This window comes from Nocardia sp. NPDC049707 (assembly GCF_040674855.1).
In the GTDB taxonomy this organism is placed as follows: Bacteria; Actinomycetota; Actinomycetes; order Mycobacteriales; family Mycobacteriaceae; genus Nocardia.
This window is the reverse complement of sequence record NZ_JBFANN010000061.1, coordinates 26,147-37,772: the sequence shown is the minus strand read 5'-3', so window position 1 is coordinate 37,772 and position 11,626 is coordinate 26,147. Positions and strand designations below refer to the sequence as shown.

At 66.6% G+C, this 11,626-nt stretch carries 10 protein-coding genes and 1 pseudogene; 10 read left to right on the top strand and 1 reads right to left on the bottom strand.

Annotated elements, in window-relative coordinates; genetic code table 11:
* Positions 1–329 precede the first annotated feature (329 nt).
* Positions 330–1,163 carry a DUF1266 domain-containing protein gene (locus AB0J29_RS33805; RefSeq protein WP_364794745.1) on the top strand — a complete coding sequence of 278 codons (834 nt, stop codon included), beginning with the start codon at positions 330–332 and terminating at the stop codon, positions 1,161–1,163.
* On the opposite strand, the gene AB0J29_RS33800 is transcribed toward AB0J29_RS33805, so the two are convergent.
* Positions 1,143–2,090: a hypothetical protein gene (locus AB0J29_RS33800; RefSeq protein ID WP_364794743.1), complete on the bottom strand. Its 948-nt coding sequence runs from the start codon at positions 2,088–2,090 to the stop codon at positions 1,143–1,145. The two genes, AB0J29_RS33805 and AB0J29_RS33800, sit on opposite strands and share 21 nt — an antisense overlap.
* Positions 2,091–2,447: 357 nt before the next feature.
* Between AB0J29_RS33800 and ftsH the strand changes: the two genes are divergently transcribed.
* The 9 genes and pseudogenes from ftsH to panC form a co-directional block, all read left to right on the top strand.
* Positions 2,448–4,826: an ATP-dependent zinc metalloprotease FtsH gene (ftsH, locus tag AB0J29_RS33795; RefSeq protein WP_364794742.1), complete on the top strand. Its 2,379-nt coding sequence runs from the start codon at positions 2,448–2,450 to the stop codon at positions 4,824–4,826.
* A gap of 196 nt (positions 4,827–5,022) precedes the next feature.
* Complete coding sequence (gene folE / locus AB0J29_RS33790) at positions 5,023–5,613, top strand: GTP cyclohydrolase I FolE (RefSeq protein WP_364794754.1); 591 nt, start codon at positions 5,023–5,025, stop codon at positions 5,611–5,613.
* Between the two features lie 152 nt (positions 5,614–5,765).
* Complete coding sequence (gene folP, locus AB0J29_RS33785; RefSeq protein ID WP_364794740.1) at positions 5,766–6,593, top strand: dihydropteroate synthase; 828 nt, start codon at positions 5,766–5,768, stop codon at positions 6,591–6,593.
* Positions 6,590–7,006, top strand: a complete 417-nt coding sequence (folB, locus tag AB0J29_RS33780) for a dihydroneopterin aldolase (RefSeq protein ID WP_364794738.1) — start codon at positions 6,590–6,592, stop codon at positions 7,004–7,006. Before folP ends, folB begins: the two co-directional genes overlap by 4 nt.
* Complete coding sequence (folK, locus tag AB0J29_RS33775; RefSeq protein ID WP_364794737.1) at positions 7,003–7,536, top strand: 2-amino-4-hydroxy-6-hydroxymethyldihydropteridine diphosphokinase; 534 nt, start codon at positions 7,003–7,005, stop codon at positions 7,534–7,536. Before folB ends, folK begins: the two co-directional genes overlap by 4 nt.
* A 2-nt stretch (positions 7,537–7,538) precedes the next feature.
* Positions 7,539–8,009, top strand: coding sequence for a DUF3180 domain-containing protein (locus tag AB0J29_RS33770; protein WP_364794752.1), 471 nt, complete (start codon positions 7,539–7,541; stop codon positions 8,007–8,009).
* Positions 8,010–8,079: 70 nt separating this feature from the next.
* Positions 8,080–9,138 (top strand): DUF6779 domain-containing protein, encoded by a 1,059-nt coding sequence (locus tag AB0J29_RS33765; RefSeq protein ID WP_364794735.1) that lies wholly within the window; start codon positions 8,080–8,082, stop codon positions 9,136–9,138.
* A gap of 294 nt (positions 9,139–9,432) precedes the next feature.
* Positions 9,433–10,374 carry a DUF2520 domain-containing protein gene (locus tag AB0J29_RS33760; RefSeq protein ID WP_364794733.1) on the top strand — a complete coding sequence of 314 codons (942 nt, stop codon included), beginning with the start codon at positions 9,433–9,435 and terminating at the stop codon, positions 10,372–10,374.
* Between the two features lie 236 nt (positions 10,375–10,610).
* Positions 10,611–11,471, top strand: a pseudogene (gene panC, locus AB0J29_RS33755) (pantoate--beta-alanine ligase); the annotation flags it as partial.
* Between the last annotated feature and the right edge of the window lie 155 nt (positions 11,472–11,626).

The following is an 11,626-nucleotide window of genomic DNA, read 5'->3' as shown; positions in this document are numbered from 1 at the left end:
CGTCGAGACTCGCGACTTCGTCGCATGCGCTTCGACGACTCGGACGCGAGACGGGCCGCGAACGGTCGCTCGTAAGACTCGCTCCGTGGTGGTCGCTGAGGGCGGGGCGTTCGGCGCCTGATTTTGCCCGCGCCGGGCGGTCGAGTTCCGTGCCTGCGGCGTATGCGACGGCTCGAATCCGAGACGGGCCGCGGACGGGTCGTTCGTAAGGCTCGCTCCGTGGTGGCCGACAGTGCGGATGGGGTTGGTCGCACGCCGAGTAACCGATGCCCGCGAATTCGGTTCCGATTACACAGGTTCATCCAAGATCGATGGGGAACAATCGGGGTATGCCTGGCCGCGGTGTACCGACCTTGACGACATTCCCCTATGACGAGCTCGACAAGAGGGAAGAGGACCATTGGTCCGGCGCGGCGGTATCGGAGGACGAGTTGCGCGCGCTCGCGCTCGGTGGCTTCTATTCAGCGCGCTGGGATGCCTTCCATGATGCGCTGCTGCTCGGCCCCGAGCGCGACCATCCGCTGGGTGACCGGCGCGAACTCGCTATCGATACGCTCACCGGCGCGTGGGGCATCACCGACGGCACCGAGGCGCGAGCCTCCATGGAGCAACTGCTGGAAGGGATGCACGCGCCGTTGTACGCGATGGTGCATCCATTGGTGATGGCATCGATCAATGCCAGTGAACGCGACCGGTTCGGTGAGCGGGCCGATCGGCATCGGGCTTTCCTGCGTCAGGTCGGCTCGTTCCGGGGGATGGACAATCCGGAGGCGCTGGTCCGCGATTACGACATCTGGTCGCAGGCGATCAAAATCGGTTTCACCGATCATTTGGCTCGCCCGCTGCCGAGCGATATCCATGCTTGGGATCTGGCCCGGGTGGTCGCGGTGGCCCGAATGGCCTTCACCGCTGGCTATCTCGATGCCGAGGTGGCCTGGGACTATCTGATGCGGGCACTGCCGCTGGCCCAGCGCAAATACCAGAATTGGCGCCAATTCGGCGATGCCTACCTGACCGGCTGGACCTACTGGCAGGCCTGTGAGGATCTGGCCGAACTCAAGAAGGGCGGCGTGGATCGGCGCATGGAACTCCTGCGCCTGTGGTTGCGTCCGACCAGCCCGTGGCGACGGATCACGCTGCAATCAGTGCCCGTCGGGGAGTGAGCGCAGAATTCCGCGGCCGTAGCGTTGGAACTGTCCGTCATCGACCATGCCCAGGGAATGCCGCTCCACCAGCAACTCCCATTCGGAATAGAGCTGGGCGACACCGGGATCGGCCGGCCCCGCCGCGCTGTCGGCCGAATCGCGCCGGACGGCGAAATTCACCGCGCAGGTGACGCGCTCGGTATCGGCCCGATCGGTACCGGTGAAGTGCAACGTGACGTTTCCGTCGTGCACATCGATACCGGTCTCGCCACGCACCGAGCCGACCTCACCTGGCGTCGACATGGCGCCATCGGTGGTGCGTGCCCACATGACTACCGGGATGGGTAGTTCGTGCGCATACCTTTCACCGGGGCCGATGGAGATGAACAGCAGCCGTCCGGTGGTCGCGGCCAGCAGGCCGGGGCCGGTGCCCGCGGGTGACTGCGCCACGACGATAGCGGTCTCCAGCACGTATTCATCGACGGTGACGTAGCGATGCAGAGCGGCTATTGCCGCCTTGGCTTCGTGTTTCGTTGCCATCCGCCGCACGGCTCGATCCACATCGGCTCGGGTGGGCCCGCTCGTGCCCCACTCCGGGGCCGGCGGCTGTAGATCGGGTGCGGCCACATCGATGCGCTGGCTGGCCAGGATCTGATCGTTGATGCGTTCGACGATTTCGGCGGCCGCTGGGAAATCGTGTTCGGCGATCAGTACCGGCAACGGGGTGCGGTCGGCGGGCACACCCGTGAGGACGGGCGTCGGATAACGCAGATAGATCTCGATGACGACCGCATCGTCGGCGCGCCGGTTCAGTCGAACCTTGAGCAGATCGGTGACCGGCACATCCAGTACGCACTCACCATCGCTGCCCGGGCGTAGAACGATCAGTCGTCCACGGCCGTGCCGCAGTATCGCTGTGGGTGTCCGTAGCTCAACTATGTCCATACCCCCTGCGCTCTGTTTGATCCGCGGCGGTGCTCCCGGGGCCCTACATGGTTACGCAAGCTACCGCCTTCGGGCCCGTCGCTCGCTCCGCGGCTATGTGTCGTCGCTCACGATAGGCCGAACATGACATGATTGTGACCACTTGGCGTAACCCGACCGGAGACTTCGGGAACCACGAACGCTCCCCGACCGTTTACCTGTCGAACTACACCAGCTGCCGAACTGCGCGATGTATCGACTAGACCGTACGCGGTAACGTGGCATGTCCGCATCCGGACCACCGGACGGGACGTGCCCAACGCCACGCTAGGCATGCACCGGAGACACCGGAAAGGACTGGCCGCCCGGCCTCGCTCTATGAACCGCAAGACTGTGTTTCGCACCCTGGCCATAGTCTCGGGCATCTTGCTCGTGATCTATGCGTTCAGCTATTTCGGCAATGACACGCGCGGCTGGAAGAGTGTCGACACCTCGGTGGCGTTGAGTCAACTGAACGACAAGAGCAACGTCAAGAACGTCCAGATCGACGATCGCGATCAGCAGCTGCGCATCGAGCTGAACAACGGGAACGACGCCACTTCCGGCTCGAAGAAGATCATTGCCAAGTATCCGGGCGGCAGTGAGACCTCCAATTCGGTGTTCGATGCCGTGCAGAAGTCCGGCGCGCCATTCAACACCGTGGTCAAGCAGGACAGCTGGTTCACCCAGATCCTGCTGCTCGTGCTGCCGATGGTGATCTTGTTGGGCCTGTTCATCTTTGTGATGTCGCGCATGCAGGGCGGTGGTCGCGGCGGCATGATGGGCTTCGGTAAATCGAAGGCCAAACAGCTGTCCAAGGACATGCCCAAGACCACCTTCGCGGATGTGGCCGGCGCCGACGAGGCCGTCGAAGAGCTCTACGAGATCAAGGACTTCCTGCAGAACCCGGTTCGCTACCAGGCACTTGGCGCGAAGATCCCGAAGGGCGTGCTGCTCTACGGCCCGCCCGGTACCGGTAAGACCCTGCTGGCGCGTGCCGTCGCGGGTGAGGCCGGGGTGCCGTTCTTCACCATCTCGGGTTCGGACTTCGTCGAAATGTTCGTCGGTGTCGGCGCTTCCCGTGTGCGCGACCTGTTCGAGCAGGCCAAGCAGAACAGCCCGTGCATCATCTTCGTCGACGAGATCGACGCGGTCGGCCGCCAGCGCGGCGCCGGTCTCGGCGGTGGTCACGACGAGCGAGAGCAGACCCTGAACCAGTTGCTGGTCGAGATGGACGGCTTCGGCGATCGCACCGGCATCATCCTGATCGCCGCGACCAACCGCCCCGACATCCTCGATCCGGCACTGCTGCGGCCGGGCCGCTTCGACCGGCAGATCCCGGTCAGCAATCCGGATCTGGCCGGGCGGCGCGCCATCCTGCGGGTGCATTCGCAGGGCAAGCCGATCTCGCACGAGGCCGATCTCGACGGTCTGGCCAAGCGCACCGTCGGCATGTCCGGCGCGGATCTGGCCAATGTCGTCAACGAGGCCGCCCTGCTCACCGCCCGGGAGAACGGCGCGGTGATCACCGGCGAGCAGCTCGAGGAATCGGTGGATCGCGTCATCGGTGGTCCGCGCCGCAAGAGCCGCATCATCAGCGAGCACGAGAAGAAGATCACCGCCTACCACGAGGGCGGCCACACCCTGGCCGCTTGGGCGATGCCGGATATCGAGCCGGTCTACAAGGTGACCATCCTGGCCCGCGGCCGCACCGGCGGCCACGCCATGACGGTGCCCGAGGACGACAAGGGCCTGATGACCCGCTCGGAGATGATCGCCCGCCTGGTCATGGCGATGGGCGGCCGCGCCGCCGAGGAACTGGTGTTCCACGAGCCGACCACCGGTGCGTCCTCGGATATCGACCAGGCCACCAAGATCGCGCGCGCGATGGTCACCGAGTACGGCATGAGCGCACGTCTGGGTGCGGTGCGCTACGGCCAGGAGCAGGGCGACCCGTTCCTCGGTCGTTCGATGGGCATGGGTTCGGACTATTCGCATGAGGTCGCCGGCGCCATCGACGAGGAGGTGCGCAACCTGATCGAGGCCGCGCACACCGAGGCGTGGGCCATCCTCAACGAGTACCGCGATGTGCTCGATGTGCTCGCCACGGCGCTGCTGGAGCGGGAGACCTTGCACCGCAAGGATCTCGAGGAGATCCTTGCCGCGGTGGACAAGCGGCCGCGCATTACGGCGTTCAACGATTTCGGCGAGCGCGTGCCCTCGGATAAGCCGCCGGTGAAGACCCCGGGCGAACTGGCCGCCGAACGCGGCGAGCCGTGGCCACCTCAGGAGCCGCCGCGGCCGAAGCTGCCGCAGCGGGAACCCGCCGCGGCGAATGGTTATCCGGACGGCGGTCACCAGGAACCGCGCTACGGCGGCTACGTCGAGCCACCGGCGACCGGTTACCCGTTGCCGCAGGCGCCGTCTCCGGCTTACCCGCGTCAGGGCGCGACGCACGGTTCGCGACCGGATTACGGTGCCCCGGCCGGTTGGTCGGCGCCGGGTTGGCCGCCGCGCGACGAGTCGCAGCAGCAGTCGGGTCAGTCCGGCTACGGCGGCTGGCCGGCCGAGGCGCAACCGCGCCACGGCTATTCGCAGCCGCAGCAGCCATGGGGGCAGCCGGGCCGCGGCAACGACGCCTATGACGAGCCCACCAATGGCACCGGGAATAACGAGGGCGAGAACCACGATTGGGATGGACCGAACGGTCGGCGCTGACACGTGCCGATTAGGCTCGACCATTTGGGCGCGGGGTGATGCCTCGCACCCGAGATTTTGGAGGTGTCCTCGATTGTCCGCCAACAATCACGTCGGTGGCCCAACGTATGTGAGCGGCGGTGCCATTGCGAACGCCAGCGCTCTCGACGAAGCGGATAGGGCCAGGTACAACGGCGCAGGACCGGTCGAGCCGGAATTGATCGCACTGGAGACCGGCCGCGCATTCGATCAAGCCCGCGCCGAGGCCGCGGTTCGAGAGTTGCTGATCGCGGTTGGCGAGAATCCGGACCGGCCCGGCCTGATCGATACGCCCGCACGGGTCGCCCGCGCCTATCGGGAGACGTTCGCCGGGCTTTATCTGGAGCCGGATTCGGTCCTGAACACCACCTTCGACGAGGGGCACCAGGAGTTGGTGCTGGTTCGCGACATCCCGCTGTACTCGACCTGTGAACACCACCTGGTGTCCTTCCACGGCGTCGCGCATGTCGGTTACATCCCCGGCCCGCACGGCCGGGTGACCGGACTGTCCAAACTGGCCAGGCTGGTCGATCTGTACGCCAAGCGACCGCAGGTGCAGGAGCGGCTGACCAGCCAGATCGTCGATGCCATCATGCGCAAGCTGGATCCGCGCGGTGCCATTGTCGTGGTCGAGGCCGAGCACCTGTGCATGGCCATGCGCGGTATCCGCAAGCCCGGTGCCAGCACGACCACCTCCGCCGTGCGCGGTCTGCTGCAGTCCAACGCCGCCTCGCGGGCCGAGGCCCTCGATCTGATCCTGCGGAAGTGAGGCACCGCGCGGTGTCGCCCCACGCCCCCGATCCCCTCCGGAGCAGCGTCGCGCCGCGTGGTGTTGTTTCGAGCGACCTGCAAGCAATCGCTAGCGGTGTTGTTTCGAGCGACCTGCAAGCAATCGCTAGCGGTGAGCGCTCCTGCGTGGTCATGGGCGTGGTGAACGTCACCAGCGATTCGTTCTCCGATGGCGGCCGCTATCTGGATGCGAGCCTGGCCATCGCACACGGCATCGAGCTGTACGAGGCGGGCGCCGACATTATCGATATCGGTGGCGAATCGACCCGGCCCGGTGCGGTGCGGGTCGACCCGGAAACCGAGGCCGCGCGAGTGGTTCCGGTCATTCGCGGCCTGGTAGCCGCCGGTGTGCCGACCAGCGTGGACACCATGCGGGCCAGTGTCGCCGCGGCGGCGATTGCGGCCGGAGTTTCGGTCGTCAACGATGTCTCCGGTGGCCGCGCCGACCCCGATATGGTGAAAGTCGTTGCGGCGGCAGAGGTTCCGTGGATTCTCATGCACTGGCGGGCGGGCGCGGACTATCGACACACCGGTCCGGCCGACCATTACGACGATGTGGTCGCCGAGGTGCTCGCCGAATTGACCGCGCAGGTGGAACTGGCCGTTGCGGCCGGTGTGGACCAGTCCCGGCTGGTACTCGATCCCGGCCTCGGATTCGCCAAGAACGCCGAACACAATTGGGCGCTGCTCGGTGCGCTGCCCGAATTGGTCGGCCACGGGCTGCCGATACTCATCGGAGCCTCCCGGAAACGTTTCCTCGGCGCCCTACTCGCCGATGCCACGGGTCCGCGCCCACCCGACGGCCGCGAAATTGCCACTGCGACGGTGTCGGCGCTGGCCGCCCTGCACGGGGCGTGGGGGGTGCGCGTCCACGATGTGCGGGCCTCGCTGGATGCCATTGCCGTGACCGACGCCTGGCAACGCGCCGCCCGAAACAGCACCCGAGGAGTCGCGCTATGACGACAGCATCGCGCGGCGATTCGTCGCGAGGCGATGGCCGGGAGATGGACCGGATCGAGTTGCGCGGCCTGCGCGCCTACGGCTATCACGGCTGTTTCGACTACGAACGCCGCGACGGCCAGGAATTCCTGGTCGATCTGACGATATGGGTCGATTTCGCCGCGGCCGCGGCCACCGACGACCTCGCGAACACCATCGACTACGGCGCCCTCGCCGAGCGCGCCGTGCGGATCATCCAGGGGCCGCCGCGCAATCTCATCGAAAAGGTGGTCGCCGAGATCGCCGACGATGTGATGACCGATCCTCGCATCGAGGCGGTCGAGGTCGTAGTGCACAAACCATCGGCGCCGATTCCGCATACCTTCGCCGATGTCCGCGTGGTGACTTCGCGGCAGCGGAGAGGGGTGGCATGAGTAGCGCCGTTTTGTCGATCGGCTCGAATCTGGGCGATCGGCTCGCGCATCTGCGCAGTGTTGTGGAAGGGCTCGGGCAGCGGGTGGTCGCGGTTTCGCCGGTGTACTCGACCGCGCCGTGGGGCGGCGTCGAACAGGACGACTATCTCAATGCCATTGTGCTGGTTGATGATCCGGAGTTCGGCGCGCACGATTGGCTGAGCTTCGGCCAGCAGCTGGAACAGGCCGCTGGGCGGGTACGGGACGTGCGTTGGGGTGCGCGCACTCTCGATGTCGATGTGGTGTGGTGTGCCGAGGACGGCGTGGTCTGCCGCAGCGACGATCCGGAATTGACCCTGCCACATCCGCAGGCGCACAACCGGGCGTTTGTACTCATCCCGTGGCTGGATGTACAGCCGGACGCGGAACTCGAGGTCGATGGAACCGTGCGGCCGGTGCACGACCGGCTCGCCGAACTCGACGCGGCCGAATGTGCGGGTGTCCGGCCGACCGAATTCTCGCTGTCAGGAGCCGCGGAGGGATCGGTGTGAAACTGAAGCCGACCCGGATCCTCGATCTCATCGGAAATGTCGTTGTCGCGGCCCTTATCGCCTGGCTGCTCACCCGGATGGCCTATGGCAGTTTCCCGCCGATTTCGATTTACGCGGGCGCATCGCTTTATCCGGTGGCCGCGATCGAAGTGGCGCTCGGCTTCGTAATCCGGGCACGAGTCAATGAACATCAGATCGGTGACGGCATCCATCAGCTCCATCCGATCACCGCGGCCCGCGCGGTCGCATTGGCGAAGGCGTCCGCGCAGGTCGGCTCGCTCGCTGCCGGTGTCTGGCTGGGTTTCCTTTTGTGGGTCTTTCCGCAGCGCGACACCTTGAATGCCGCGGGTGCGGATAGCCCCGGCGCCATTGTCGGGATGCTGGCGGGGGCGGCTTTGGTAGCTGCGGCACTATGGCTCGAGTATTGCTGTCGGGCTCCCGAGGACCCTTCCGATGATCCGGCAACTACATAGCAAATTATCCCGCCGGAATCACCGTGTGAGAATCTGGGCGCGGCTGGCTGATCAAGCTACCCTTGCGTGCATGGTTTCCCCCTCGCGTAGCAGCACCTCTCGTCGACGGCGGGACGAAGCGGGAAAATTGTTCATCGGCGCATTGATTCTGCTGGGTCTGGTTGCCAGCGTTTTCCTGGTTTTCAGTGACCGTCTGCAGTTCGTCCGGATCGGTTTGGTGGCGGCGCTGTGGGCGGCCGTCATCGGCGCTTTGGCCGCGACGCGGTACCGCAAGGAAGCCACGATCGACAAGGCCAAGGTTCGTGACCTGCAGACCGTGTACGAGCTCCAGTTGGAACGTGAGGTAACCGCCCGCCGCGAGTACGAGCTCGGCGTCGAGGCGCGGGTGCGCGCGGAGGTGGGTGCTGATGCGGCCGAAATGGCCGCCCTGCGTGCCGAACTCACTGTGCTCCGGCAGAGCCTGCAGCGGCTCTTCGACGGTGATCTGCCGATGGATCGTCCCGCGTTGCGCGCCGATGCGACCAGGATTCACGAGCTGCCGATCGCATTCGGAAATTCGTCCGACAGTAGCTCGGCGAATGCCGACAGCTGGCTGGACATGGCGTTCCAGCAATCTCGTAGCACCTTCACCCCGGTCTTCGAAACGGATCATCCGGAGGCCCCGCAGTTCGCCAGCCCCTTCGACGATCCGGTGACCGCGGAGACCGCGGTCGTCTCCGTCGACGATGACGCCGAGATCGCCGACGCCGAGGTCGACTATGGTCGCGATACCGACCAGCTCGGCGCCACTGCCGGTTGGGCCGATGCGTTCACCGAGGATCCGGAGAAGACCGGTGTCCCGCCGCGCCTGCAGCCGCTGGAGTACACCGTCGCGCCGCGCGTGTCGCCGGAGCCGAACCCGTCCGAGGTCGAGTCGCACGACTTCTCGACACCGGAGCAGTACGCGCCCCCACAGCCCGAGCCCGAGCCCGCCCCGCAACCGACGACCGCGGTCCCGCCACTGGGCACCAGTACCTCCCGCCGCCGTCGCCGGGTCGATCCGGACGCCGACTCCGGCAACTCCTCGCGCCGACTTTCGGTGGCCGAGATCATGGCCAACCTGCAGTCGGAGGAAAAAGGACGCAAGTAGCCCGTTCCCATAGCCGGAGCGTGAGTTCGGCCACTCAGGCGACCGCGACGGAGCGAGTCCTACGCCCGACCCGTTCGCGGCCCGTCTCGCGTCCGCACGCAGGCGCGGCAGGTCAGGGGCAGCCGAGCGGTCGAAGTGCATACGACGAAGTCGTCATTCTCGGCCGGTCGGAGGCCGGACACCAGGGGGCCGCGAAGACGCTGCGTCCGCGCGGCCGAAAATGCTGCGATATTCTCGGTGCGCAACGTCTGGTACCCGGCTGTCCGGGACTGGAACGATATCGAGAGGACAACGTTGACCTCGAGAAGCGTCAACCCTGACAACGCTGCGAGTGACCTCGCGCCGGCACGCTTGACGGTGGGAATCATCTCGGCGGGACGTGTCGGCTCCGCGCTCGGCGCGGCGCTCGAGCGCGCCGGACACGTGGTGTTCGGCGTGGCCGCCATATCCGATGCCTCGGTGCACCGGGCCCGTACTCGACTACCCGACTCCGAGATCCTGCCGGTCGAGGATGTCGCCGCACGCAGCGAACTGCTATTGCTGGCCGTACCCGATACCGAACTATCCGGGCTGGTGCGCGGGCTCGCATCCGCGGGTGTGGTTCGGCCCGGCACCATCGTCGCGCACACCTCCGGCGCCAACGGCGTCGGTGTACTCGCCCCGCTGGCCGAGCGCGGCGCACTGCCGCTGGCCATCCATCCGGCAATGACCTTCACCGGGCACGATGAGGATGCCGCCCGCCTCGGTAATGCCTGCTTCGGCATTACCGCAGCGGACGAAATCGGTTTCGCCATCGCGCAATCGCTGGTGATCGAAATGGGCGGCGAGCCGGTTCGGGTTCAGGAAGAAAATCGCCAGCTCTATCACGCCGCACTCGCGCACGGCAGTAATCACCTGGTCACGGTGGTCCTGGACGCGGTCGACGCACTGCGCGCCGCACTGGCGGGCCCCGGCCTGCTCGGCCAGCAGCTCGTCGACGATCAACCCAACGGTCTGGCCGAGCGGCTACTCGCCCCCTTGGCCTCCGCCGCCCTCGACAATGCCCTGCGTCGCGGCCAGTCCGCGCTGACCGGCCCGGTGGCGCGCGGCGACGCGAATGCCGTCGCTGCCCATCTGACCGCCCTGGAAGGGGTCGATACCCGGCTGGCCGCGGGCTATCGCGCCATGTCGCTGCGTACGGCCGAGCGCGCCAAGACCAATCCGGCGCTGATCGAGCTGCTCGAGGGAGGCCGATGATGGATCCGACATTGCCCGGCGCGAGTGACGGGCCCGGAGAAAGCAGCTCGGGTAACCACACCGCGGCGCGAGCGACGCACCCGGAGGCGGCAGCGGAGCGTAACCACGGAGGGGGCCGGGAGCGCCGCAAATCAGACACCGCGGCGCGAGCGACGCACCCGGAGGCGGCAGCGGAGCGTAACCACGGAGGGGGCCGGGAGCGCCGCGAATCAGACACCGGGCCCCGTGAGCGGCGTATCGGCTCCAGCGCGTACCGCCCCGGCGAGCTGACTGTGCACCACGATCCAGAGGCGATCGCCGCGGTCGCCAAGGCCCTGCGCGGTGTCGGCCGTACTGTCGGGCTGGTGCCCACCATGGGCGCACTGCACGAGGGTCACCTCGAGATCGTGCGCCGGGCCAAGCGGACCAACCAGGTGGTCATCGTCTCGATCTTCGTGAATCCGCTGCAGTTCGGCGCGAACGAAGATCTGGACAAATATCCGCGCACCCTCGATGCCGATGTCGAATTGCTGCGCAACGAAGGCGTGGAGTTGGTCTTCGCGCCGAGTGCGTCGGATATGTACCCGGACGGCCCGCGTACCACCGTGCATCCTGGCCCGATCGGCGCCGAGCTCGAAGGCGCCAGTCGCCCGACACATTTCGCGGGCATGCTGACCGTGGTCGCCAAGCTGCTGAATATCGCACGCCCGAGCGAGGCGTTCTTCGGCGAGAAGGACTATCAGCAGCTCACGCTGATCCGGCAGATGGTGCGCGATCTGAATATGGACGTCAAGATCGTGCCGCTGCCGACGGTTCGCGAACCCGACGGCCTCGCGCTCTCCTCCCGCAATCGGTATCTCGATGCGGCGCAGCGGGAATCGGCGCTGGCCCTGTCGGCGGCGCTGACCGCCGGTCGGCATGCAGGTGCGCTCGGCGCGGATGCTGTGCTGGCGGCCGCCCGCACGGTGCTCGACGCGACCCCCGGTGTCGATGTCGACTATCTCGAATTGCGGTCGTCGACGCTCGGCCCGGCCCCCGTGAACGGCAATGCGCGACTGCTCATCGCCGCCAAGGTCGGCGCGACCCGCCTGATCGACAACACCGCTGTCACGCTCGGCGCACCCGTCGACGGTGTTGTTTCGAGCGACCTGCAAGCAGTCGCTAGCGGTGTTGTTTCGAGCGACCTGCGAGCAGTCGCTAGCGGCGGCCACCCCGCACTTCCCGATTCGCGCACCGCCGCGACCGACTCCCAGCCTGCCCAGGCCAGCATTTA